Below are 23,928 nucleotides of genomic sequence, written 5' to 3' on the forward strand. Positions count from 1 at the left end.
CTTTAAAATCAAGGTTTGAAAGTACCGTCAAGGAAACCGTCAAGTGTTTTCTGAGTATATTCCCATGTGTTTTCAAACCCTACAATTGCCCCGCCAATCCCGCAGGTAATACCACCAATAATACCGCCAACGATCATACCAACGCCCTGACCAATAGTACCAAAGCCAAGGACCCCACCACCGTCACCGCCGTGTTTACCGCCAATAATAGCTCCGGCGGCAAAGCCCGCCACCGCGCCCAGCGTCGCACTAACCACCGCTTCGCCGATATTGCCAAAGATATCCCACGGACTGCTCCAGGAGTACGCCCCGGATACCACATTCATTTCTTCAAAAGAAAGTTCTTTCATCATTTAGTCCTTATATAAACTTGTATATTCCAGATGGTATAAATTTATCAATCACATATGCTGTGCTGATGGGTGGCTATTTTCAGGTCTTCCGCTAAAAAAACAACTTTAGTTTCATGAATGTTCTACAGTGCAAAATAAAATAAGAAATAAAAATATGATTCAGGCCCCATCCTGGCATCCACGGGAATAAACATCAGACGTTAAGCAACCTGCGATAACCAGTATGCTTCGCATGTATATGCGTTGCGGCACTGACAGAACAAAGCACCGGCCCTGGTCAGTCGCAGAAAGAGAAGCGAGAGAAATGATTAAATTTTCTGAATCACAAAAAATTAGATTCACCCAGGTAATATTAAAAGCAATATAGCTGGTGATGTCAGATACAAGTCAGCGTAACAGATAACAGCAAAACCACAGAACCGATATGACAAATGTTTCCCGCCTTAGCCACAGCAAGTTTAAATCTGCACATATCTCTACCCTATCCTCATTTTACCTGTTGCACCACAAGATGTTTCAAGGTATCGCAGAGACCAGTAAAGACGATAATACAACAGTCATTAATAATAAACCTAAAGTTATTAACAACATCGCCATTATTATAAACGTTCCACTAATGTGCTGTCGTAATAAAAGCAAACTATATGCCATCATCAAGATTAAACCCAATCATTTAAGCACTTAACGGCTATTAACTTTGTTTAACTTTATAATTTTTCTCTGCGCATCATTTTTTACGCCTGAGCTCCCGGTTATGGCGGCCGGCGCATCCTGTTCCACTTAAATCAGCAAACCACATCCAGAGGTTAATCGACAGTTATTCACCCCCTTCAGCTTTATTAAAGAAAAATCAGATGAGTATTTGTGCGAGCCGCGATTAATATAGCACCGCTTACCCACACAAACCGTTAAATGGTTAAAGAGTAAGTATATACGGATACATACGGGATCAGTTTCTGAAGTCTAATTTCGGCACCTTTTCCGGTATTAATAATTTAACTTTAAATGAATGGATTAAACGGATGAAAAAAACAATTCTGGCTATGGTTATTACTGCCTCTGCGGCTTTCAGTGCTCAGGCTTTGGCAACAAACCAGGCTGAAGTGACTATCCTGGGCGAAGTGGCAGACTCCCAAACCTCTTGCGTCGTCACGCCAACCGGTACGCTTAACAACGGTATTGTTAAGCTGATGACGGTGACCACTGCTGAAGCTACTGGTCAATCAGCGAATACCTTATTTAAACACCAGCAGTTTGGTTTCCAGGTGACTGATTGCGCTATTGGCGGCCCGGATGAAAACAACGTAACCGGCCTAAGCGTTAAAGTTACCGGTACGACCTCTTCATCACCTGAAATTCTGGATAACGTGGCAGCTAACGGTGCCGGAAACATCGGTATCGGTATTCAGAAAAAGAGCAACAGCGCGCGTATCCAGTTTGATGGCACTCCGCTTGCCGAATCCTATACCCCACACCAGGCAACTAACCTGGAGTACCTGGCAGGTTATGTGAAAGTCAATGCCGCTAACCCGGTCACTGAAGGTCCGGTGAAAGGCATTGCGACCTTTACCATTGATTACACCATCTAATTAATTTTTAAAGGGTCTGTCATTCCGGCAGACCTTTTTAATTAAATGCTGAAGGAATCTAATGTACCAGATGATGATCAAGGCAACCCTTGCCTTCGCCATGATGCTGAGTGGTTTTGCGCATGCAGGAATTGTTATCGAATCAACCCGCTATCTTTATAAAGAAGGCGCTCGTGAGATATCTGCGCAAATTGATAATAAAGACGAAATGCCTTATCTGATCAAATCATGGGTTGAAGCGCCAGAAGGGAAAACACCAGCCTTCATAGTGACACCTCCGCTTTTTCGCCTGGAGATGAAGCAGAAGAATACTGTCCGTATATTCTCTGTAGCTAGCATCAATGCTCCCACTGACCGCGAATCATCCTATTTTTTTAACATCATGGCGATACCACCGTCTGATGATACCTATGCGAACAGCAATACTATACAGCTCGCCGTCAGGCATCGCATGCGATTAATCTATCGGCCCAAAGCGTTAGCTGAGTTATCCAATAATACCGAAGCCCAAAAAATAGAGTGGCGCAGAGCGGGTAAACAGCTCACCATTAAAAACCCGACGCCTTTCTTTTACTATTTTAGAAACGTACAAATTGGCGCCAATGAATATCAGGCAAAAATTAAATTCATTGAACCCTTTTCATCAAAAGTTATAACGCTAAAAGATAACGGTAATGCTACAAAAGTCACGTGGAAAATAGTGAATGATTATGGAGGAGCAGGTTCCCTCTATTCATCGCAACTGCCATAAACAGTTCGCATTTATAAATGGATGTTTTTATGCCTATAGAACACAACAATACCTTCAGGCTATCTACGATCTGCATAGCTATTATTACTATAATGACGGCGAGTATTCACACTAAAGTGAACGCCCGTGAATTCTTTGACCCGGCATTCATTTCATCAGTCAATGGAGGTGACACATCCAACATTCCCGATCTGTCAGTTTATCAATCGGTCAATGCCCAGGCTCCGGGAGACTATCGGGTTGATGTTGTTTTTAATGGCCGTTACCTGGAAACCAAAAATGTTAAATTTATCACGGACACCCGAAGCAATAAACTCGATAAAAAGCTCAATCTTATTCCCTGCTTTACGTTAGATGTACTCTCGCAATATGGTGTCAGAGTCAAGTCATTCCCTGAGCTCAAGGAGAGTGAACAAGGGTGTAGCAATTTCGATATCATCCCGGACAGCAAAACCATTTTCGATTTTGCCGCTCAGCGCTTAGATATTTCCGTGCCTCAGGCCGCGATAAGTACCGTGGCCAATGACTACATCCCGCCGGAAAAATTTGATGACGGCATCAACGCCATGTTTGTAAACTATCAATTCAATGGTTCTCAGGATTATAAAAGCGATAATGAATACTATAGCCTGAACCTGGAATCCGGGATAAATATCGGCCCGTGGCGGGTCAGAAACCTGAGCATGTGGAATAAAAGCAAGGGTGAATCAGACCATTTTGATTCCGCTTATCTTTATCTCCAACGCAGCTTACGCTCTATCAGCAGCAATCTGATCATCGGTGAAAGCTCTTCCCTGTCCGGCATATTTGACAGCGTCCCCTTTTCCGGGGTGCAGCTGGCGACGGATACCAGCATGCTGCCAGAAAGTATGCGCGGCTATGCTCCGGTAATCCGTGGTATTGCTAAAACCAACGCCCGCGTTGTCATCAAGCAGAACGGCTATCAGGTTTACCAGACCTACGTCGCCCCAGGCGCCTTTGAAATTACCGACATGTATCCGAGCGGCGGCAGCGGCGATCTGTACGTGACGGTTGAAGAGTCCGACGGCTCAAGACAGAACTTCATCGTGCCGTTCGCGGTCCTGCCGGTGATGCTGCGCGAGAAGCAATTCGAATATGAAATCACCTCCGGGAAGTACCGCCCGTATGTGGGCACCATTGACGACACGCCCTTTACGCAGGCCACTGCCAAGTATGGATTGACATCCAGCGCCACGATTTTTGGCGGCGTACAGGCATCGGCCAAATATCAGGCTCTTTCAAGCGGGATTGGCTATAACCTTGCCAGTCTTGGCGCCCTCTCGGCAGATGTGACCCAGGCATGGTCTAAAAAACGCTATGACGATAAAACGTCCGGCCAGTCGTGGCGTTTACGCTACGGTAAAAATATTATTGAAACCGGGACCAACTTTACCATTGCCGGCTATCGCTACTCGACAAAAGGGTTTAACACGCTCTCTGAGGTGCTTAACACCTATGCCCATGACGGGTATTACTACTCCGGCCGTTCTTTACGTAATCGCACTAACTTCACGCTGAACCAAAGTCTGGGAAGAGCGCATGGCAGCGTATCCATCAGCGCGCTTGTAGAAGATTACTGGGATAACAAGCGTACGAATAAATCATTGAGCCTGGGTTACAACGGCGGCTGGCGGGGAATTAACTACTATCTCGGCTACAGCTATAGCCGCTATACCTGGGGGATTCACAGTTCCAGCCGCGAATCGCGAAACGATCAGCGCGTTGCCCTCACCATCTCTATACCGCTGAGCAACTGGTTGCCCAATACCTATGCCAGCTATCAAATCACCGAAAGTAGCCCAGGCTCCACGGATCAGTACGTCTCTGTAGGCGGTATAGCGTTGGAAGACAACAACCTCGACTGGAACATCCAGCAGGGCTATAGCAATCGTGAATACTATAGCGGCGACATTCGGGGAGCATACAACGGCTCTCGCGGCAGCGTAAGCGCTGGCTACAGCTACGACAACAACAGCCGACGGTTCGACTACGGCGCCAATGGCAGTCTGATTGCACACGCGGACGGCATAACGCTTGGGCAGAATATCAGCAACGCAGCGGTCCTGATCAAGGCCCCTGGTTTAGACAACGTCAGGCTCAGCTCGGACTCCACTATCGTCACGGACGGTCGCGGCTATGCCATCGTTCCCTATATTACCCCCTACCGCAGTACCGACATCACTCTGGATAGCACGTCCTTTGGCGAAGAGATGGAGCTGATGCAGACCACCCAGCGGGTTGTCCCTACGCGAGGCGCCATTGTTCGCACAAACTATGCCGGGAATATTGGGCTGCGGGCATTTATTCATCTTAAAACGCCTTCAGGCCGCGAAGTGCCTTTTGGCGCCATGGTCACGCTTTCCGGTGCCGCCAAATCTCAAGCCAGTATCGTGAGCGACGCCGGTATGGTCTATATGACCGGCCTTCAGCCAACTGGCGTACTGACGGTAAGCTGGGGGAAAAAAGCAGGCCAGCAATGTACCGCCATATATACCTTGTCCGCCGGCCAGAAGAAAAATTCCGGAGTCAGTCAGGCTGAAGCCTTGTGTCGATAATCATCATAACGAGATGAGTGAAATGAAAAAAATGATTGTACTGCTGGCCGCCGTCTTTTTCAGTAGCGGGGTTTCAGCTGCACGGCTATGCACTTATACGGATGCTGCCGGCAACGATGGTGGTGTGGAAGAGCGCCAGGGTATGACGTTATATCCTAAGATATCGGCCGATCCTGCGCTTCCGGTTGGAGCATTTCTTTATTCTAAGACAATAGGCGGCATGGATTTGCACCACAGGCTGTTCCGGTGCAATCCCGGCGCAGAATATGTCGTCGAAGTGAGCACTTCGCAGGTTCCAGGAATGACTCTCCGCGGTATGCCCGTTTATGAAACGGGCGTATCCGGTATTGGTATTCAATTTAGCGATATATTCGCCAGCCGCGTCGGCAAACAGGTTCCCGGCGAGGCCGGGTCCTGGCCGACGCCTTTTGACAGATCGGCACAGTTTCCCGCCACACCGTTCTTCTCTGCGTGGCTGGTTAAAACGGGCCCCATCGATACCAGCGGGGCGACTAACATCAATGTCGAAATTACGTTTCGCGTGAGAGACCCGGCCTATCCAACGTATGAAAGGGGGGGCGCGATCTACTGGGTAAATCCCAAAACAACAAGAGTTTCCTTTCGTAATGAGAGCTGTAATATTTCGGTGAAGGGTCCCAGCACGGTCAATCTGCAAAGAATTAATAAAAGCGAGTTGTTAGCGCTTTCCTCCGGCGCGGCAACCGGCAAAGGCAAAACCATTGACATGAATATTACCTGCCCCAGTGAATTGCAAGGCCAGAAGCTCACCTACTGGTTTAACCCAAAAAGCTCGGTGACCGGCGATATTGGGGTAATGGAAAATGCTATCCTCCCAGCGCCGGGAGGTAGCGGCGCCAAAAATGTCGGGATCATCCTGAAAAAAGAGGGTAATCCAGTGAAATTTTATGATACCGATGCGTACAATATTACGTCCCTTAGCCTCGATCAGGATATCAGCTTAACCGCTGATTATTTCAAGATGAATAATGATATTTCAGATGGTCTGGTCAAAGCGGTGATAGAGGTTGTGATCCAGGAAGATTGATCCCCGGGCCCGGAATATATAATGCCCTCCGCAAGGGGGCATTATTCATCGGGCTGGTACAACTATTATAAATATCATTAGACAATTTATCCCACATGCACTCTTGCATCCTGAGTTCCACAAACTGCCCGCGATACACAGCAGACTCATGCAGCACAAAAACCTTTTGCCGCAAATCGTTATCACTTAAATAATCTGAGTGGCAGAAAACGGCAACGCCGGGAGCCCGTACCAGCTGTACCCCAGTAAATGACCGGGGTGAGCAACAAATCTGTCCAGAACAGATTCACATGCTTCGACGCGGCGATACGTAAGGGCGAGGTTCCCGGATGAGCCGGGTAATAAAACCAACGCCCATGCGCATAAAGTATGGCGGCGCCACGGCGGGCGTTCGTGGTGATCCAGTGTGGAGACAGGCAGCGCGCAGAAACCAGCGCGTACGCGTAGTACCTGAGAATTTCGGCACTGCTCAGGTCCAAAGTGGCAAGTAAAATAGCCATGATGGGACAGGCGCTTAGTCAGACCTGAAGTTCAGCACAGCATATCGCCCCCCAGCCTGGCTGCTATTAACGCAGAGATGAGCTCTTTCTACGCTTTCGTTTGACACGTCCAACCTCCTCAACAGGCTGCAGCCCTTCAGCCGGCATCACGATGAGGTAATATCTCTAGGGTCAAATAAAGCAAAAATAATAACAAAGATTCATTATGTAGCTTTCCTGTTTACGTGATTATGTATCCCTTTTCGCCAGGAGATCAATACAATGAAAAATGGCAGCAATGAACGATATAAATGGTTAGCAGATGCGCATACGTATTATGTTATTAACGACTGCGTGACGTTTCAACCTGCGACCAATATGTTATGCAATATCCATAATCCGGCGTTGAAGGTAACGCTGAGTGTCCCCGCAGGTCGCTGTTTGCAGTTACTCATTAATAATATCGGTAATATCGTGACACAGCAGGATTTTATGGATATTGCCTGGAAACAGAGTGGTATGAAGGTGACCAGCAACACCTACTATCAAAATATCTCAATTCTCCGCAGAAGCCTTATCCACGCCGGGCTGGAGGATAATACCATTATCACCCTTCCCCGTATTGGGCTTACTCTGGCTACAGGTACCCAGATTCGGAAATTAGTCACGGAAACCACTCCTGAAGTCGAAACCGGGGCTGGCCAATCCGACGAAAACACGGAGGTGGAAGAATATAGCCATCGGCCTCCCGCCACCACCCTGCCGACTACCTGTGAATATGCGGAACAAGTTTCCCCATCTCCTGCAGCAGAGCACCGTTTCCTTCCCCCCTCGCTTACCAGAACAAATATATACCGGATGGGCTTTAGCGTAAAAAATGGCGTTCTGCTGGCGATAAGCCTGGCATTCATCACGCTGCTTTTCTCATATCTGACAGCGATAAAAGACAACTATTTCTCTGACTATGTAAAGATTGCTACAGCTCAGCGCTGCCACGTGCTATCAGCAAAAGCGGTATCCGAGAGTGTGAAAATGGAGGTACTCAATAAATATGACCAACATATCACCGGTGATTGTGTGAACTACCCCTGGGTATACGTAACAACGCTGGCTGACTTTCCCCGAACGTCGATCATCCGCTGTAATAAACCATTCACGCAATCTACTTTATGTATTTCAGAATACTTCATTGAATAACAGCTTAAGCACTACGCGATCATTTTCCACTTTTCCGGTTTACAGGCGCAGGAAAAAGCAATATCGGCCGTGGATTGTTACTTAAACGGTGCCGGCCAGTCAGCTATCCACTCTACGGCAGACTCCCTCTCCCTCACATAACTCCGCTTACCCTTTCATGGCTTACGAAAGCAGCTCATACACCCCGAGCACATCGGCAGATCGCCCGACGACAACGCTGTGACGCCAGATCAACAGTGGCTTTCCTTACTTACGTTAAGACGACAGACATGAACTCCAGGAGAGGTAGCGCCCTCTGCCGTACAGTCAGAAATTATCTTGATGAACAGAATACCTCTCCCACATGGCTGGCGAGCAATCATGGTGATTCACCGTAACGGTATAAATAAGAATTTTCGCCAGGCGCCATAATATGCAGAGCTTAATCTATCATTTATAATTTTTTTTGAATGTGAAAAGTTCTTAATTTTTATCTGCATCCGCCGAGATAAAGCCCTCCTGTTCCTGAAAGAGTTTTATATAATCCATGCATAGATATTACATTATTAACAACATTGTTGAATTTCACCCCACGACTCGCCAGTTAAGGAACCTTATCAATCCCACGCAAATGGTGGTCTTAAACTCTCCTGCAAGTCGTTGTTTATTACTATTAATTGAGAGTTCAAATACGATAGTTACACAGCAGGAATTTATGTATAACGTCTGGGAGAAACTCGGGCTCGTCGTTTCTGCAAATACCTACTATCAGAATATTTGTCTACTCCGAAAGGGTCTGAAAGAAGTTGGATTTCCCGCCGATCCTATTACCACGATACCGCGTATCGGTTTAACGTTGGCCCGTGAAACGCAGGTTCAGGTTATTGAATCCGCCGATGTCCTGCCGATCGCTAATGTTGAGGAGGCAAAAACCGAGGAGGGTGCCCGGCCTGTCCACCACGATACGCCTGACTCAGCGGACTCAGATCATATCGGCAGTTTACGGGCGTCGGAGCCGGTATCAGGAATAGTCGCAGCGGTTCCCGACATACCTGCCGAACAAAGTCTGAATAAAGCAGGAATCAGGAAATTCAGTAAGCTTTTTTTTTTAATCACCGCTCTTATTTTTTCTATCCTGCTGGCCGATATCAAAGTCATACTCGCTCAGTTCCAGGGAAGTCGATACTTCGAAAATTACATGCTTGCCGTAAACACCAACGGCTGCCACTTTTTTCTCAATAAAGAGATTCATAACACCGATGAGAAAGCGGCGGCGCTCACCTATGGCAATCAATTCAAACCTGACTGTAAAAAATTCCCATGGGTATACATCAGCCGTTATGCCATGCTACCCAGGGCTTCCGTTATTCGGTGTAACAAACCTATGACTCGTCCCAACTACTGTATTTCAGATTATTTTATTGAGGATCATTAAAATGATACATTACCGAACTTCGGTGTATGTGCTTTGCGTATGCCTTTTTTTTACCTTAATCCTGGCAGGCTATTCATTATGGAAACGCTCTCAGCCTCCTGAATTTACATGCAAAGCTAACTTTGTACAGCATAATACTGATGAACAACTCAATATTTCACTCACTTACAGGATAAACAAAGATAGCGGCCTGCTCAGTATGAATGGCTACTCCGTTAACGACAAAACGAAAAGATTTAACCGCAAGATATTCTTCAACATTCAAAGGAAGAATAACACCTACCATTTGACCTCAGTGACCAATGTGATATTTCCTGATGAAAGCATCAGCAGCAGTTGGTTGGAAAAATATGAGCCATTATTTTTCATCTATCCCCAAAAAGACATTTACGTAAAAATGATTGAACAGCAGCATAGCTATTTATTTATCTTCTCTACGTTACCGGCCTATGTATGTCATAAACAAGACGACATCTGAGGCGTATTATTAATCAGACTCATCGTTCTCGCCGCTCTCGTCTAAGGAAAACCGCAAAAACGAAGCATATGCGCAGCAGTAAACGACTCAGATACACCAGTGATGCGCAACAGCATGCGCTATCCTGATGGCGAGATAATCCATAACATCAGCGTATCATATTGTCCGCAAGGCGACCTGTCGGTAACGGCAGTTAAGCCAATAGCAGATAGCGTGAATCATTGCCGACAGCAGGCGGCATTTTTCTTCGTATTTAAATATCTCGATATTTTTTACAATAGAATGTTGGCATGCTGTGCAAATAAATCACCGGGTTATGATATTCATCATATTCAATTTTAAACGTAATCTCTTTCCCTGGTTCATAAAAGAAAGCCGGAAAATGGTCATCCGCATTGCTGTCGCTACTGCTATCGGTGCTAAGATGCTCAACATATTGATTTTTAAGAACATAGATATCATCATGATTAATATAGGTAAAATTAATCACTCTACTGATCTGCGATCGTCTGCCGTTCTCCTCGGCGATGCCATAAATCGTGAGTTCACCTTTATGGTTTCCTAGCGTAAAGCCAATGTTTGAATCCAGACGAAAATCATCATGAATCAGAGTGTGGCGGCTCTGACATACTATTATTTTATTTGGAATAAATGGTTCAAAATAATAAAAAATGATAAACAGCACCACGACCAATAACGCAGAAAGACAATATATTTTAACGCGCATTAGTGTACCTTCATGGTTTTCATTATTGTCAGGGAGCGACAGTTTTGATTCTTTTTAGTGTAAACAGAACAATACATAAAATTTAAGCGGGTATTCATAGGGGAAGCGGTAAAATAGACAATAGTTTTGTCAGAACACGGCAGGCCTAGCGTATTGAGGATTTTCTTAATTTCAGTGACAGCGTATTTTTGGTCTGCCACAAAGACAGTACAGCCCTCAAAAGAGAGTTTGGTATAGTCCGAAAAGGCTTCACCTCCCGGTTTATGAAGAAATGTCATGATGCTGAATAAAACAATAGCGGATATAGTGACAATGCCTGCATTTCTTAGCCACTTAATATGCCGTTTGCTACTTTCATGAATCCCCTCTTCTGCTGCTGAACTTTCAAAAAAATCGGCCTCTTGTGGCGCGTTTCCTGAATCATCTGACTCGACATCGTCAGCCTCAACACGCTCAGACCTGTCAATGACAATACCCACAATATCACTATGGATACATCCTTCCATGTCCTGATTTATATTGTTGTCAGTTTGTTGCTCATTATTCTTCTCAGGATACAGATATGTTACTTTGAGCCTGTTATTAAACCGCAAACCATGTCTGGGCACCGTATCAATAACATCCAGACATCCTATGGCGGCCAGCGACTTTCTGAGATGTAAAATACATTGATAGTAGGTGTTTGGACTCACCCCGGCATTACGTTTCTCCCCCCAGCCACAAAGAATCAATTGATCCTGAGAAACAATCTTTCCCTGGTTGTTGAGTAAAATTTCAAGGCAGCAGCTCGCAGGTACATGAAGCTTAACTTCTTTTGAATTCAGCCTGTCCACAATCATTCTTTGGGATGGCGTGAATACAACATCCTCGCCAATAATATAGCTTTGGATGTTATCTGAGCGATCCATATTGCGACACCCTTTGTTGCATGCATTTTTAAAATCAAATAGTTAGTCGTTAGACTAAAGAAAGTTCAAAATAGTTAAGAAGATATAAACCTATCAACTTAAATTTAACGCTATCCAATGGCAAAAAATCCATATTAAAACATTAAAAATGCGATAGGTATCGATTTATTTCATCAACGCTCACCAACTGATGACTAATTTGTTTCCAAATTGATATTGATGTAACTGATTATAAATTACAACAAGTCGTTACAGGATAAGAAATTTGTTACCCGTAAAGCCACGACATTAATTACCAATTCCCGTTAAATGTTTCGAACTTTTCATCCAAAAATTTAACGTATTGGTAACCAATGTTATATTCAACTGATATTTGGCGTTCAATAAAATAGAGCGGGTCCCTGTTTAGATCTTTTATGCATGGACAGGCTTATTCGATAACGCCACTCTTTTTTTTTGCTGAACGTCATGGATAACGCGCACAGCGCTCGGTGGCAACAATAATCGCTATCTGGATTTAAGAGGGGGAGTGCAGATTTGTCAGCAGGCGACATAAATGGACGGGAACGGGTGCTGGCCTCGGTAATTCGCGGCCATTATCAGGTCGGCAGACTGTATATCATGCTGGATGCCTCCTTCCATCGCCGGGGGCTGCACGCCAGGCACAACTGAGTGGCGGCAAGGGGCTGGGAATAAGGTGGCACACAGGCAGCAAATCACGCTGTACCATAGGTATTTTTCATCGCCATATCCCCAATAACACCCAGGCAACGGCAGGGATTGCCGGTTGCTGAGAAACCACGGAGGAAGCAGATGATTCATCTGGCCGGTGCTACGCTTTAGCCGGCGCGGTGAACCTGCGCCGGCGACGAGAAATGCGACCAGACAACTATTCGGTGGGCAATACGCCTCCTTTAGCCCAGTGCGTTTTGGGTATTTCGACAATGACCACATCCACGCTCTCCGCTTTGCATTTCAGCGTTTCAACCGCGACCCGGGTCACTTCACGGGCAAAATCGCGCTTCTGTTCAGGCGAGCGGCCAGGCTGTAATTCTAAACGTAAAACAGGCATATTTTTTCTCTCCGGTTGAGACCCCGTCTGAGGGTCGATGAATTAATCTTTACCGAAAGGTGAGGACCAATAAATGTGTGTTAGGTTGAGTGAATCAGAACCTACAGGTTGTTAATCATGGATAAACTTGCCGGAATGGAGATGTTTGTCAGAGTTGTCGAGTGCGGCAGCTTTGCCTCAGCGGCCGATGTCAGCGACGTATCGGCCACGATGGTTGCCAAACAGATCCGGGCGATTGAACAACGGCTTGGCGCACGTTTGCTGCACCGAACCACGCGTCGCCAACAGTTAACCGAAGTCGGGCAGCTCTACTATGAGCGTTGTCGCCGCGTACTGGCAGAATTCTCTCTCGCCGAGCATAGCGCCATGGAACTGCAATCGACTGCCAAAGGGCTGGTTCATATGGTCGCGCCGGTCAGCTTCGGCTGTCAGATACTGGTCCCGGCGTTGAGCCTCTACATTGCGCAAAACCCGGAGGTCAACGTCATGCTGACGCTGGATAACCAGACGCCAAACTTGAGTAGCGGGAATGCTGAGTTAGCTATTCATATTGGTGAGATTCAGCAGAAGGATATCGTTGCCCGGCCGCTGCACGCCTATCGTCGGATCCTTGCCGCCTCTCCCGACTACCTCCGTCAGCACGGGACACCGACGCATCCGGATCAGCTGAGTCACATGAGCTGTCTGGGGATGTCCTACTGGATACATCAGGATCGCTGGGAGCTGATGGGGCCCGATGGCGAGATCGTTAAAGCGGTAGTGAAAGGCCGGTTTATGTCTAACCAGGGCCATGCGCTGAGGATTGCCGCACTGAACGGCTGCGGTATCGTGCTGCAACCGGAATCACTGCTAAAGGAAGATATCGCCGAGGGACGCCTGGTGCCGGTGCTTCCCGAGTGGTCCTATAAGCCAACGCCGATGTATCTTATTTATCAACAGGATACCCGTCCATCAGCCAAGCTGCGCAGCGTGATTGATTTTCTGATACAGCGCTTTGGCGCGCAGAATAATGGATGAAACGACTTCAGACCGATGTCTGCACCGCCCCGTCGGGTCAACACGCCCGTTTTAACGGCGGCAGAAAACACGCGGCCGGAGGCCCTGGCCTCCGGCAGACAGATTTATGACGACGTCTTCTCCAGCGCCTCCCACAGCCCCAGCAGGTAGGTTACCCCCAGCGCGCGATCGTAAAGGCCGTATCCGGGACGCCCGGTTTCACCCCAGATAAACCGGCCGTGATCCGGGCGGATGTAGCCGTCAAAACCGTTATCATGGAGGGCCTGCATAACGCGATACATATCCAGCGAGCCATACTGCGACGGATGAGCGGATTCGTAGAAATCTTTATCCTTAATCAGCTTAATATTGCGCACATGGGCAAAATGGAGGCGCTTACGACGCGTGAATTCGGCAAGAATTTCATAGACGTTATTATCCGGATCTTCCGCAATTGACCCGGTGCACAGCGTGATGCCATTCGCCGGTGAATCCACGGCATCACAAATCTTCGCCAGGTCATCGCGATTCTTCACCACCCGCGGGAGGCCAAAAATAGAGTACGGCGGATCGTCCGGGTGAATCGCCATTTTCACCCCCACTTCCTCGCACACCGGGATAATTTCTCTGAGGAAATAAAACAGATTTTCCCGCAGCTTAGTATCATCGACACCGCTATAACGGGCGAACAGCTCCTGCACTTTCGCCAGCCGCTCGGGCTCCCATCCCGGTAACGCAAAACCGTTGGCGTTATCGAGAACCTCTTTGACGACCTCTTCCAGACTCTTATCGATACCGCTTTTTTCGAAGGCCATCGTCAGTGAACCATCCGGCAGGACGTAGTTCATGTCGGTCTTCATCCAGTCGAAGACCGGCATGAAGTTATAACAGATGACCTTGACGCCAAAACCCGCCAGATTACGGATCGTCTGTTTATAGTTTTCAATGTAGCGATCGCGTGCCGGGGTGCCTATTTTGATGTCATCGTGAATGTTAACACTTTCAATCACTTCCATTGTCAGGCCCGCGGCATGGGCCTGATCAACTAGGGCTTTAATCTTTTCGACTGGCCAGACTTCTCCGGGAGCAACGTCATACAGTGCCCCGACAACACCTTCCACACCCGGCACCTGTCGGATGTATTCCAGTGGGATTTTGTCTTCCTGTGGCCCAAACCAGCGCATTGTCATCTGCATTTTTTATCCGCCTTAATCGTTGCTGCTATGCATTTTACGAGATGTACCATACTAGTATTGAGTAGCATATGCAGTAATTATCGTTTGATCAACCACCTCGTTAAAAAAGAGTGACGACGCGATAAAAAGACTCATGGGCTGAACAGATCTTCATTATCTCTGTTGCGGTTAATTGTTTTTATATTGTAAAAAAATAACAAATTCAGTTTAAATTAATCATCCTCTATAACACGATTTTATTTTTAGCCATTTAATTCATCCCGGTTTTTATTTCAGGTTATGAATATCGACGACGGAATACATGCGTTAAGTCACAATTTTATCATTACATCTTGTATGGTAGTAGACAATCAATGAAAAGGAAGCTTACCCTCAACGCCATTATGTTCCCGTCATACACCGGCCCCGGCTTAACGCTGGGGATGTGTAGTAAAAGCGACATCGTGTACGGAGTTTTTATGTCACTGATAAACAATAGTTTTATGATAACCAACGCGCCAGGTCAGCGGCTGTATTCTGAGATAGCAAAAGCGTTACCGATTATTGATTACCACTGTCATCTTGATGCCAGAGCCATTTGGGAAAATAAACCGTTCACGGATATTACTCAGCTCTGGCTGGAGGGCGATCATTACAAATGGCGGGCAATGCGGGCGAATGGAATATCTGAACAAAAAATTACCGGCAATGCTTCCGCCGAAGAAAAATTTGCAGCCTGGGCGCAAACTGTCGAAGCCAGTTTTGGCAATCCCCTTTATCACTGGACCCACCTTGAGCTGAAACATTATTTTGCGATCGACGAAACGCTTAATAGTAAAAACTGGCGCGATATTATGGCACGGTGTAATGCGCAATTACGCCACGACGACTTTTTGCCCCAGGCGCTCATCCGCCGTTCAAACGTTGAAGCGCTGTGCACGACCGACGGGCCGCTCGACGACCTGGAATACCATCGGCTGCTGGCAGCAAAAAGCGATTTTTCCCCTCGCGTTTTGCCAACATTTCGTCCTGATGAGCTGTTCGACGCCTGCCCCGATCGCTTCCTGACGTTCGTCTCCCGACTGGCGCAGAAAACCCAGCGGGCGATAACCTCGCTGGATCGGTTCCTGGCCGCTCTCGAAGCGCGTGTTGATTTTTTCCACAGCACGGGCTGTCGCGTATCGGACCACGGTCCGCTGGCGATCCGGTTTTGCCCGCTTGATGAGGCCGGGCAGGCCGCGCTGTTTCAGCGTCGGCTGGCAGGCGAGACGCTGGATGAGCATGCCCTTCAGGCCTGGGAAAGTATGATTTTTGTCGCGCTGGCCAAAATGTACAAACAGCGCGACTGGGCCATGCAGATTCACTTTGGCGCCATTCGTAACAACAACGCGACCATGTTCAACAAGGTCGGCATCAACTGCGGCTTTGACTCGATTGGCGATCAAACTCACCTTGCGCAGAGTCTGAACGCGTTGCTTAACGCCATGGTGGAGAATGACGGTCTACCGAAAACCATTCTTTATAACCTCAATGCCAGCTATAACGACGTGGTCGCTTCGACTCTCGCCAACTTCCAGAGCGGCGAGGATGGCATGAAATCACCGCTGCAGTTCGGCTCCGGATGGTGGTTTAACGATACCCGACGCGGCATGGTTAACCAGCTCAATACGCTGGCCGATCAGGGGCTGCTGGCCAACTTTATCGGCATGCTGACTGATTCGCGCAGCTTTGTCTCCTACACCCGACATGATTATTTCCGCCGGATCCTCTGCGACCTGGTTGGTGGTTGGGTAGAGAAAGGTGAAGTGCCGGAAGATCGCGCCATCCTCGACGCCATGATCCGCGGTATTTGCGTGGACAACGCCCGTCGTTATTTTCGTTTTTGACCCGTCAGATACAGGGATAAACTATGACTCGTAAGAACAGAAAAGTGACCATCCCCGTCAGTATCGGCTACGGTCTGACGGATATTATGGGCGGCGGCGCATTTACCGTCATTGGCGCATGGCTGCTTTTCTTCTATACCACGTTTGTCGGCCTGTCGCCGATTGAAGCGGCGTCGATTGTCGCGATCGCGCGTATCGTGGATGCTATTGTCAGCCTGTTTATGGGCAGCTTCACGGACCATTTCTATAAAAACTATTTGGGTAAGAAATTTGGCCGGCGGCGCTTTTTCCTGCTGATCGGCGCACCGCTCATGCTGGTTTACACCCTGCTGTGGCTAAACGGCATGAACTACTGGTTCTATCTCGCGGTGTATCTGGCTTTTGAGATCATTGCCGCCATGGTATTGATCCCGTGGGAAACGCTGCCCTCCGAGATGACCAAAGATTTTAATGGCCGCACCAAGCTTTCCACATGCCGGATGTTCCTCTCGGCATCCGGGACCTTTCTCGCCACCTTTATCCCCGGTCTGCTGATTGGCGCACTGGGTGAAAATAATGCCGACGCCTATCTGGTTAACGGCGTGGTGTTTGCCGTGATGTTCATGGTCTGCGTCTTTATCTCGTGGAAAGTGACCTGGGAACGCGAGCTGACGCCGGAAATGCTGGCGGAAATGGAAAAAGAGCGCAAGTCCACCACGGCGGCCGAGAAGTTTGTCGCCTTTGGCAACCTGTTTAAGGAGTATGCCTCTACTCTGAAGGTGCGGGCGTTCCGTAAGCACCTGGCGATTTATCTCTTTTCCTTTACGGCGAAGGACGTCTACAACACCGTGTTCGTCTTTTTCTGCGTCTACTGCCTGAACGTCTCGTCCTCTCTGGCGGGCACGCTGCTGTCGATGAGTATCGTCGGGCTGCCGGTTACGCTGGCGGCGGGCGTAGCGATCATCAAGTATGGTCCCTCTCGCCTCTATGTCTTCGCCTATAGCCTGATGCTGCTGTGCCTCGGCGGGTTCTTCCTGGTGTATCAGTTCCCGACCGACAACAAGGTGATGCTGCTGGTGATCATCGCCGGTATCTATCAGGTTGGCCGCTGCGTGCTGGAATTTACGCCGTGGAACGTCTTTCCGTTTATTCCCGATATTGACGAAATGATTACCCGCCAGCGCCGTGAAGGCCTGTTTGCCGCGGTGATGACGTTCTCGCGTAAAACGACGGTCGCCATCGCTACCTTTGCCGTGGGCCTGCTGTTGCAAAGCGGCGGTTTCGTGAAAGGGAGCCAGACTCAGCCTCAGGAAGCGATTAATACCATCGCGACGCTGCTGTTTGCCGGCACCGCCGTGCTGCTGCTGATTGCTCTGTGGCAGGCGCTGACCTTCCATCTGAACAAACGTACGCACAAGATTTTTGTCGATGAGATTGAGCGCCTGAAGGCGAACGGTCTTCAGCAGGACGTCACGCCTGAAGCGCGCCATGTGGTTGAAGACCTGACGGGTTATCGCTATGACACGCTCTGGCACGATACCCCGCCCGAGCGAGCAAAGGCGGGCGAACCCACCTCGGTACTGAACTGACAGATACCGCCGGCAGCGGCATCATGCCCGCTGCCGCGCGGTTGCCCTGCCCGGCTGACCCGATTAAGGTCAGCCGAACCATCGCCGTCTCTTATCCGCCAGACATGCTCCTGATTTGATCATTCGACGACGACAGACGCATAAGCCGCGCAAGTGAAGCCGGAGCAGTGCAAAGAGGTGGATTTAAGGCACATTCTCGCGATGGGGCAAGCGGATTAATTCACCATCTTCTGCGTTTTCTCGACATCCTTCAGTCCGCCTTCGTTGACGGCATTCTTATAGCCCATACTTTGCAGCATTTTTTCAGCTTTGCCGGACTGGTTCCCCGTATTGCAGTACAGGTGCAGCGTGTCATTCTTATCTTTTGCCACTTCGCCGATGCGCGCATCCAGCTGTTTCAGGGGAATATTCACCGCTCCTTCTACATGCGTTTCCTGAAACTGGTCTGGAGTGCGGACATCAATCCAGTGCTCAGCCGCCCACAGTGAGGTGGACGCCATCAGCATGGCACCGGTCAAGATCGTTTTTTTCATTACCCGGGTCAGATTAAACATGACGATAGTTCTCCTTATTTGTTTTTCCTGGTCACCAGGAATGATACTAGCGAAGGCATCCCGGGCAATCTTTGACCTGATCAGGAAAATGGGCAGAAAGCGGATACTCGATGATATGCGCGCAAAGGCAACACGGCAGGCAAACTGGCGCTCTCCGTTAAAATTACTATGCTTAAAGACAGCGTCACCTGTTTCAACGTTGATTTTTATAGGGAGTATGTATGGGGTTCTGGAGAATTGTTTTAACGATTATTTTGCCGCCACTTGGCGTATTACTGGGTAAAGGATTCGGCTGGGCATTTATTCTGAATATTGTACTGACCTTGCTGGGTTATATCCCCGGCCTGATTCACGCATTCTGGGTGCAAACGCGCGATTAACCAATATCATCATGACGGCGCAACGGCGCCGTTTATTTTCTCAGGTATTTTTCATCTGAATCTTATTTTATTTTTACGCGATTACCTGCCGCTACCGAATGGCAAATGGATTTTAATTCGGCAAACTGAATGCAACAAAAAACCCGCACAGGGCGGGTTCATTTTATTATCAGCGGAGCTTATCTGCTCAGGCTATCGCCTTCATCGCTATTGTAAACGTCGCTGATAATGAGCGCGGCTTACAGCGGAGTGACGTTGCCGGCTGCCGGGCCTTTCGCGCCATTTTCAATGGTGAAAGAGACCTGCTGGCCTTCATCAAGGGTCTTGAAGTTGTCACTCTGGATAGCAGAGAAATGTACGAATACATCTTTGCTGCCGTCGTTCGGAGTGATAAAGCCAAAACCTTTATCTGCGTTAAACCATTTTACTAAACCAGTCATTTTATTAGACATAGATACTTCCTTAATTAATGAGCCACTAAGCGCGGCGATGATGGCCTGTATTTAGAGTTACTTATTTGGCACTTAGGAGGAGGCTCATGAAGAAGGGTATCTGTGGATAGCTCTTGAACTGAGGACTGCTTTACTAAAACTGCTTTCATAAGGTCTGTGTTCCAAACCGATGACGTTATTAAGACATAGAGAAATTATTATAGCAAGGTTTATGTTTTTTATTTTGACCGCTTAAACACCCGGATGGCCATATGTCTGTCAAAGGTAGCCGCTATCAACAATCGCTATCTCAATTTCGCACAAGAGTAATGCGTCCGGTATTTCACGAATTCGTTTTCGTTTTTTGCACTCATGAAGCATCTCTGTGCCGCGGGCATAGATATCGAGAGAAAACAGGAACCAATGAGCAAATGAACCGGCGCTGCGCGCAGGCCGGACTGGCTAAACATGGATAAAAACCGGCTGAACGGACAGGCGTGAGGCCGACTTAAATGGCGGTGGAAACAGGAATGAGCCCTTCTCCCCGCTCACGCTATCCCGCTATCCCGCCGGTGATCACCGCCAGCCGGTAGCCGGATCGACTGCCTTGCGCAGGGGCATCCGCTCCTGCCGTCACACGCGGATTATTCACCCTTTTACACGAATCCGTTTCTTTCTGTCGATCGGGTTGCCCTGCCGATCGAAGTAGCGACTCGGCCATATTTCCGCAGGATCGATACCCAGCGCCTGCGCGATTAAAAACTCCCCCTTAGGCCAGGGACGAGACAGCGTGTTGGCTAACGTTGACGAGCTTAGCCCCGCCTGGCGGGAGACCGCCGCCAGAGACAGGTTGCGCTTTTTTAATTGCGCAATGATATCAGCCGGATGCATATCAGTTCTGTTCATCTCATTCATTCCTTTGCGTTAGTGAAGCCGTTCATATTATCGCCACAACACTAAGTAATACTTAGTACATTTTCAACTAACAGCTACCAGAATCGTGATTCTGTTTCCAGTCTTTCAGGATCATCATGCTGCCGCACCGTCTAAAAGAAGCGCGCCTCAGAACGGGACTCTCCCAACAAAAGCTGGGTATCCTCGCGGGTATTGATGAGGCGACGGCGAGCGCGCGGATGAACCAGTATGAACGCGGCATCCACACCCCTGACTTCGCGCTGGCCTGTCGGCTGGCAGACGTGCTGAAGATCCCGGCCTGTTATTTCTATACCGTTGAAGACGATCTGGCGGAAGTGGTCGCCGGCTGGTATCAGCGCTGAGCGTCAGGCGAGTTTATCCGGATCACACTTTTTAACCCGGGCTATTCCCTGATAAAAAACAGGTGTTATCATTCACCCCGTAAATACCTATCTACTCAACCCGAGGCTTTGATGCTGGAGAATGTCATCATCGGATAATCAGTTCCCCGACCTTTTCAGGCCGGACTGATTATCAATGCGCCGAAATCGAATGCGGACACCGCTGTGTGTTTGCACGTTTTGCACATGATGATTAAACAGGTTTTCCAGTATGAATTTATCCCGTCAGGAACAACGTACCTTACACGTTCTCGCCAAAGGTGGACGTATTGCGCACGTCCGCGATGCATCTGGCCGCGTCACTTCCGTGGAATGCTACAGCCGAGAAGGGCTTCTGCTCGCCGACTGCACGCTCGCCGTCTTCAAAAAACTCAAAACCAAAAAAATGATCAAATCCGTCAACGGCCAACCCTATCGCATTAATACCACCGGGCTGAACAACGTTCGCGCCCAGCTCGATAACCGCTAAGGAGAGCATGATGGATATCAGCACCCTTATTTTCGCCCCCCGGCACATCCAGCTGTCAGCGGAAGAAAGCTGTTTGCTCTGCTGGCTGAAAAAGCAAAAACCTCACAGGAACACCCTCTTCATACTCAACGCTATATAAGGAATTTAACATTGGATATCCCACGTATTTTTACGATTAGCGAAAGCGAGCACCGCATTCATAATCCGTTCACCCCGGAAAAGTACGCCACGTTGGGTCGCGTGTTACGCATGAAGCCGGACACCAGCATCCTTGACCTCGGCAGCGGCTCGGGGGAGATGCTCTGCACCTGGGCCCGCGATTATGCCGTGACCGGCACCGGCATCGATATGAGCCCGCTGTTCACCGCGCAGGCCAGGCGGCGCGCGGAAGAGCTCGGCGTCAGCAGTAAGGTGCATTTCATTCATGACGATGCCGCAGGGTATGTTGCAGAAGAGAAATACGATGTGGCCGCCTGCGTCGGCGCGACATGGATTGCCGGTGGGTTTGCCGGGACAGTCGGGCTGCTGGCGCAGAGCCTGAAACCGGGCGGGATCATGCTTATTGGCGAACCCTACTGGCGTCAGCTACCTGCGTCGGAAGAGATAGCCCAGGCCTGCGGAGTCTCCTCGGTGGCTGATTTTCTCCCCCTTCCCGACCTTGTGGCCTCTTTCGACAACCTCGGCTATGACGTGGTGGAAATGGTGCTGGCGGATCAGGAGGGCTGGGACCGCTACGAAGCCGCGAAGTGGCTCACGATGCGCCGCTGGCTGGAGGAAAACCCTGACGATGACATGGCCCCCGAGGTTCGAAATGAGCTGACGACAGCCCCCCAACGTCATGTCACCTGGACCCGGGAATACTTTGGCTGGGGCGTGTTTGCATTAATCGCCCGATGAAATGAAGCTGGCGGTATAGCTCAAACCGGCTATACCGCCATGACCTCCCGCGATGGCGCCCCCTGCGACAGATTGCGCTTTTGCAATTGCGCAATAATCTCCGCTGGGTGCCAGGGTCGTCGCCCACTAAAACTGGCTACCGTGTTCGCGTTTTTCAGTATCGATGCGACACACCAGAAGGATAGCGTCTTAACGAGACATCAGAACCACGCTTCAAACATGCCGCCGACGTTCAGGGAGTCCAGCTGCTCGTCGCGGGTGCCGTTCACCTTCGCGGTATGGTTATTATCGACCTGACCGCCGGTGACGTAGAAGCGCAGCATCGGACGGAACTCCGGCCCCATCCCGATGGCGATGTTCTGCGACAGCGTCAGCTTCCAGCCGTGGTTATCCCCGCCCTGATCGTAATCAACGCGCTGGTAGCCCGCTTCCAGCCAGGTGGAGTGCACATCGTTCCAGAAGTACATCGGACGGACGATGGCGCCGTAGTTCTTGCGGTTGTCGGTGTTGTCCTTGCTGTTGTCATAGTCATGGAAGGCCAACAGGTATTCGACCTGCGCCTGCCGGGTGAACTTATAGTTACCTTCGAAGCTGGCGTAGACGGTGGTCAACCCGTCCGTTTTGTTGTAAACGCTGTTATCGGCGTTATCGGAATAGCGCAGGATAACTTTGTTCACGCCGCTGTCGTCGCTGTTGGTGTGGCTCAACAGCAGGCCGCCCTGCCAGGCATCAATCTGCGCGTCGTTGTCCACCGCTTTGGAGTCAAAGCCGTAGTTGGCGTAGACCTCGACATCGATGGGGCCGGCCTTAATGTTGTGGGTTTTGGTGGTCAGCGCATAGTGACCGTCGTCGCCGGTGCCGGAGCCGCCGGTACAGGTGATGCGCGACGGGTTAGACTCATCGGCCATGACTTCCGGACTACAGGACTCGACCTGCGAAACCGCGGCGACATCGAACTGAACGCCGCCGATATCGAAGTTTTTCACCCCGGCCCCCTGGCCGTCGTGGTTCATCCAGAAGTAGTCGTTGATCCCCTGCTGTGGACGCTGGTGGAAGTCACGACCGGCCCAGATATAGGCGCCGGGATTGGATGCCAGCACGTTGGTGACGCCAACGTAGGCCTTCTTGAGGTTAACTTCGTCGCTCCAGTGGTCGAACATCACGTTGATATCCCAGATGGCGCCCTGGCTGCTCTTAAAGGCTTTGGTAATCTGGAACTCGCCGCCGTTGCCTTCGTTACCCAGACGACCAATCGCCGAGGCGCCGTTATAGGAGCCATCGACGCCAACGAACTTCTGATCGCCGCTCTGGAACTGGGCGCCGTAGCGGGCGTAGCCGCTAAACTTCAGACCAAACGGAATCGCCATGTCCGGCGAAGCGGCGGCAGTTTGTGGGTTGGTTTCCAGATCCACCTTCCTGGCGGCGGCGGCGTCCATTTTCGCCTGGCGGTCGGCCAGCGCCTTATCGACGGCTTTCGCCACAATGGCGTCAATTTGTTCCTGAGTAAATTCTTGGGCCATAACAGAGGAAAAAGGGCAAAGCGCGGCGATAACCGCCATCGTTAATGGAAGTTTTTTTATCATGTTCATGTCTATCTCAATATAGTTTAATTGTATTCAGATAATAACAATCCCATTCTGGGTGAC

The 23,928-nt window shown here is 49.3% G+C and carries 22 protein-coding genes and 1 pseudogene; 14 read left to right on the plus strand and 9 right to left on the minus strand.

Annotation, left to right across the window (positions count from 1 at the left end):
* Nucleotides 1–8: 8 nt before the first annotated feature.
* The gene (locus AC236I_RS22120; RefSeq protein ID WP_224050096.1) at nt 9–353 is read right to left on the minus strand and encodes a hypothetical protein; all 345 of its coding nucleotides are present in this window, start codon (nt 351–353) and stop codon (nt 9–11) included.
* 1,022 nt (nt 354–1,375) lie between these two features.
* Between AC236I_RS22120 and AC236I_RS22125 the strand changes: the two genes are divergently transcribed.
* The 7 genes from AC236I_RS22125 to AC236I_RS22155 all read left to right on the plus strand — a co-directional run bounded on the left by AC236I_RS22125 (nt 1,376) and on the right by AC236I_RS22155 (nt 9,903).
* Nucleotides 1,376–1,942 carry a fimbrial protein gene (locus AC236I_RS22125; RefSeq protein ID WP_032716440.1) on the plus strand — a complete coding sequence of 189 codons (567 nt, stop codon included), beginning with the start codon at nt 1,376–1,378 and terminating at the stop codon, nt 1,940–1,942.
* A 61-nt stretch (nt 1,943–2,003) separates the two neighbouring features.
* Nucleotides 2,004–2,693, plus strand: coding sequence for a fimbrial biogenesis chaperone (locus tag AC236I_RS22130; RefSeq protein ID WP_032716439.1), 690 nt, complete (start codon nt 2,004–2,006; stop codon nt 2,691–2,693).
* Nucleotides 2,694–2,722: 29 nt separating this feature from the next.
* On the plus strand, nt 2,723–5,269 hold the full coding sequence (locus AC236I_RS22135) for a fimbria/pilus outer membrane usher protein (protein WP_064357573.1): 2,547 nt from the start codon (nt 2,723–2,725) through the stop codon (nt 5,267–5,269).
* 22 nt (nt 5,270–5,291) lie between these two features.
* Nucleotides 5,292–6,335 (plus strand): fimbrial protein, encoded by a 1,044-nt coding sequence (locus AC236I_RS22140; RefSeq protein WP_157792083.1) that lies wholly within the window; start codon nt 5,292–5,294, stop codon nt 6,333–6,335.
* A gap of 761 nt (nt 6,336–7,096) precedes the next feature.
* A complete protein-coding gene (locus AC236I_RS22145; RefSeq protein ID WP_065905752.1) occupies nt 7,097–8,011 on the plus strand; it encodes a winged helix-turn-helix domain-containing protein in 915 nt (304 codons plus the stop codon).
* Nucleotides 8,012–8,537: 526 nt separating this feature from the next.
* A complete protein-coding gene (locus tag AC236I_RS22150; RefSeq protein ID WP_044348410.1) occupies nt 8,538–9,425 on the plus strand; it encodes a winged helix-turn-helix domain-containing protein in 888 nt (295 codons plus the stop codon).
* 1 nt (nt 9,426) lies between these two features.
* A complete protein-coding gene (locus tag AC236I_RS22155; RefSeq protein WP_015585256.1) occupies nt 9,427–9,903 on the plus strand; it encodes a hypothetical protein in 477 nt (158 codons plus the stop codon).
* A 253-nt stretch (nt 9,904–10,156) separates the two neighbouring features.
* Here the strand turns inward: AC236I_RS22155 and AC236I_RS22160 are convergent, their stop codons facing one another.
* The 3 genes from AC236I_RS22160 to AC236I_RS22170 form a co-directional block, all read right to left on the minus strand.
* A complete protein-coding gene (locus AC236I_RS22160; protein WP_015585257.1) occupies nt 10,157–10,630 on the minus strand; it encodes a hypothetical protein in 474 nt (157 codons plus the stop codon).
* Nucleotides 10,630–11,538 (minus strand): winged helix-turn-helix domain-containing protein, encoded by a 909-nt coding sequence (locus AC236I_RS22165; RefSeq protein ID WP_487608640.1) that lies wholly within the window; start codon nt 11,536–11,538, stop codon nt 10,630–10,632. Before AC236I_RS22165 ends, AC236I_RS22160 begins: the two co-directional genes overlap by 1 nt.
* A gap of 889 nt (nt 11,539–12,427) precedes the next feature.
* Complete coding sequence (locus AC236I_RS22170; protein ID WP_285910855.1) at nt 12,428–12,649, minus strand: 4-oxalocrotonate tautomerase; 222 nt, start codon at nt 12,647–12,649, stop codon at nt 12,428–12,430.
* A gap of 78 nt (nt 12,650–12,727) precedes the next feature.
* On the opposite strand from AC236I_RS22170, the gene AC236I_RS22175 reads away from it, so the two are divergent.
* Entirely contained in the window at nt 12,728–13,627 is a 900-nt protein-coding gene (locus AC236I_RS22175; protein ID WP_487608641.1) for a LysR family transcriptional regulator, read from the plus strand.
* 104 nt (nt 13,628–13,731) lie between these two features.
* On the opposite strand, the gene uxuA is transcribed toward AC236I_RS22175, so the two are convergent.
* Nucleotides 13,732–14,802 carry a mannonate dehydratase gene (gene uxuA, locus AC236I_RS22180; protein WP_015585261.1) on the minus strand — a complete coding sequence of 357 codons (1,071 nt, stop codon included), beginning with the start codon at nt 14,800–14,802 and terminating at the stop codon, nt 13,732–13,734.
* 458 nt (nt 14,803–15,260) lie between these two features.
* Here uxuA and uxaC point away from each other — a divergent pair, with 458 nt between their 5' ends.
* Both uxaC and AC236I_RS22190 read left to right on the plus strand, forming a co-directional pair.
* Nucleotides 15,261–16,667 (plus strand): glucuronate isomerase, encoded by a 1,407-nt coding sequence (gene uxaC / locus AC236I_RS22185; protein WP_032716452.1) that lies wholly within the window; start codon nt 15,261–15,263, stop codon nt 16,665–16,667.
* A 23-nt stretch (nt 16,668–16,690) separates the two neighbouring features.
* Nucleotides 16,691–18,235 (plus strand): MFS transporter, encoded by a 1,545-nt coding sequence (locus AC236I_RS22190; RefSeq protein ID WP_099144689.1) that lies wholly within the window; start codon nt 16,691–16,693, stop codon nt 18,233–18,235.
* Between the two features lie 215 nt (nt 18,236–18,450).
* On the opposite strand, the gene pspE is transcribed toward AC236I_RS22190, so the two are convergent.
* Entirely contained in the window at nt 18,451–18,789 is a 339-nt protein-coding gene (gene pspE / locus AC236I_RS22195; protein ID WP_099144690.1) for a thiosulfate sulfurtransferase PspE, read from the minus strand.
* 221 nt (nt 18,790–19,010) lie between these two features.
* On the opposite strand from pspE, the gene AC236I_RS22200 reads away from it, so the two are divergent.
* Nucleotides 19,011–19,169 (plus strand): YqaE/Pmp3 family membrane protein, encoded by a 159-nt coding sequence (locus tag AC236I_RS22200; RefSeq protein ID WP_015585265.1) that lies wholly within the window; start codon nt 19,011–19,013, stop codon nt 19,167–19,169.
* A 239-nt stretch (nt 19,170–19,408) separates the two neighbouring features.
* On the opposite strand, the gene cspE is transcribed toward AC236I_RS22200, so the two are convergent.
* Nucleotides 19,409–19,621, minus strand: coding sequence for a transcription antiterminator/RNA stability regulator CspE (gene cspE, locus AC236I_RS22205; protein WP_007720208.1), 213 nt, complete (start codon nt 19,619–19,621; stop codon nt 19,409–19,411).
* Nucleotides 19,622–20,248: 627 nt separating this feature from the next.
* Nucleotides 20,249–20,515 carry a helix-turn-helix domain-containing protein gene (locus AC236I_RS22210; RefSeq protein WP_071824652.1) on the minus strand — a complete coding sequence of 89 codons (267 nt, stop codon included), beginning with the start codon at nt 20,513–20,515 and terminating at the stop codon, nt 20,249–20,251.
* A 116-nt stretch (nt 20,516–20,631) separates the two neighbouring features.
* Between AC236I_RS22210 and AC236I_RS22215 the strand changes: the two genes are divergently transcribed.
* The 3 genes and pseudogenes from AC236I_RS22215 to AC236I_RS22225 form a co-directional block, all read left to right on the plus strand.
* Nucleotides 20,632–20,877: a helix-turn-helix transcriptional regulator gene (locus AC236I_RS22215; RefSeq protein WP_015585267.1), complete on the plus strand. Its 246-nt coding sequence runs from the start codon at nt 20,632–20,634 to the stop codon at nt 20,875–20,877.
* Between the two features lie 250 nt (nt 20,878–21,127).
* The gene (locus AC236I_RS22220; RefSeq protein WP_487608642.1) at nt 21,128–21,385 is read left to right on the plus strand and encodes a YjhX family toxin; all 258 of its coding nucleotides are present in this window, start codon (nt 21,128–21,130) and stop codon (nt 21,383–21,385) included.
* A gap of 66 nt (nt 21,386–21,451) precedes the next feature.
* Nucleotides 21,452–22,282: pseudogene (locus AC236I_RS22225) on the plus strand (SAM-dependent methyltransferase); the annotation flags it as partial.
* Nucleotides 22,283–22,482: 200 nt separating this feature from the next.
* Here AC236I_RS22225 and AC236I_RS22230 read toward each other — a convergent pair.
* The gene (locus AC236I_RS22230) at nt 22,483–23,871 is read right to left on the minus strand and encodes a carbohydrate porin (RefSeq protein WP_143722801.1); all 1,389 of its coding nucleotides are present in this window, start codon (nt 23,869–23,871) and stop codon (nt 22,483–22,485) included.
* Nucleotides 23,872–23,928 lie beyond the last annotated feature (57 nt).

This window comes from Klebsiella sp. Sb-30 (genome assembly GCF_057652795.1).

What these genes read in the sequence shown, in the direction of transcription:
- uxuA (WP_015585261.1), bottom strand. Translation starts at nt 14,802, where the DNA reads ATGCAGATGACAATGCGCTGGTTTGGGCCACAGGAAGACAAAATCCCA.
- AC236I_RS22200 (WP_015585265.1), top strand. Translation starts at nt 19,011, where the DNA reads ATGGGGTTCTGGAGAATTGTTTTAACGATTATTTTGCCGCCACTTGGC.
- AC236I_RS22130 (WP_032716439.1), top strand. Translation starts at nt 2,004, where the DNA reads ATGTACCAGATGATGATCAAGGCAACCCTTGCCTTCGCCATGATGCTG.
- AC236I_RS22230 (WP_143722801.1), bottom strand. Translation starts at nt 23,871, where the DNA reads ATGAACATGATAAAAAAACTTCCATTAACGATGGCGGTTATCGCCGCG.
- AC236I_RS22220 (WP_487608642.1), top strand. Translation starts at nt 21,128, where the DNA reads ATGAATTTATCCCGTCAGGAACAACGTACCTTACACGTTCTCGCCAAA.
- AC236I_RS22160 (WP_015585257.1), bottom strand. Translation starts at nt 10,630, where the DNA reads ATGCGCGTTAAAATATATTGTCTTTCTGCGTTATTGGTCGTGGTGCTG.
- uxaC (WP_032716452.1), top strand. Translation starts at nt 15,261, where the DNA reads ATGTCACTGATAAACAATAGTTTTATGATAACCAACGCGCCAGGTCAG.
- AC236I_RS22215 (WP_015585267.1), top strand. Translation starts at nt 20,632, where the DNA reads ATGCTGCCGCACCGTCTAAAAGAAGCGCGCCTCAGAACGGGACTCTCC.
- cspE (WP_007720208.1), bottom strand. Translation starts at nt 19,621, where the DNA reads ATGTCTAATAAAATGACTGGTTTAGTAAAATGGTTTAACGCAGATAAA.
- AC236I_RS22145 (WP_065905752.1), top strand. Translation starts at nt 7,097, where the DNA reads ATGAAAAATGGCAGCAATGAACGATATAAATGGTTAGCAGATGCGCAT.
- AC236I_RS22165 (WP_487608640.1), bottom strand. Translation starts at nt 11,538, where the DNA reads ATGGATCGCTCAGATAACATCCAAAGCTATATTATTGGCGAGGATGTT.
- AC236I_RS22190 (WP_099144689.1), top strand. Translation starts at nt 16,691, where the DNA reads ATGACTCGTAAGAACAGAAAAGTGACCATCCCCGTCAGTATCGGCTAC.
- AC236I_RS22135 (WP_064357573.1), top strand. Translation starts at nt 2,723, where the DNA reads ATGCCTATAGAACACAACAATACCTTCAGGCTATCTACGATCTGCATA.
- pspE (WP_099144690.1), bottom strand. Translation starts at nt 18,789, where the DNA reads ATGTTTAATCTGACCCGGGTAATGAAAAAAACGATCTTGACCGGTGCC.
- AC236I_RS22155 (WP_015585256.1), top strand. Translation starts at nt 9,427, where the DNA reads ATGATACATTACCGAACTTCGGTGTATGTGCTTTGCGTATGCCTTTTT.
- AC236I_RS22120 (WP_224050096.1), bottom strand. Translation starts at nt 353, where the DNA reads ATGATGAAAGAACTTTCTTTTGAAGAAATGAATGTGGTATCCGGGGCG.
- AC236I_RS22125 (WP_032716440.1), top strand. Translation starts at nt 1,376, where the DNA reads ATGAAAAAAACAATTCTGGCTATGGTTATTACTGCCTCTGCGGCTTTC.
- AC236I_RS22175 (WP_487608641.1), top strand. Translation starts at nt 12,728, where the DNA reads ATGGATAAACTTGCCGGAATGGAGATGTTTGTCAGAGTTGTCGAGTGC.
- AC236I_RS22150 (WP_044348410.1), top strand. Translation starts at nt 8,538, where the DNA reads ATGCATAGATATTACATTATTAACAACATTGTTGAATTTCACCCCACG.
- AC236I_RS22210 (WP_071824652.1), bottom strand. Translation starts at nt 20,515, where the DNA reads ATGAATGAGATGAACAGAACTGATATGCATCCGGCTGATATCATTGCG.
- AC236I_RS22140 (WP_157792083.1), top strand. Translation starts at nt 5,292, where the DNA reads ATGAAAAAAATGATTGTACTGCTGGCCGCCGTCTTTTTCAGTAGCGGG.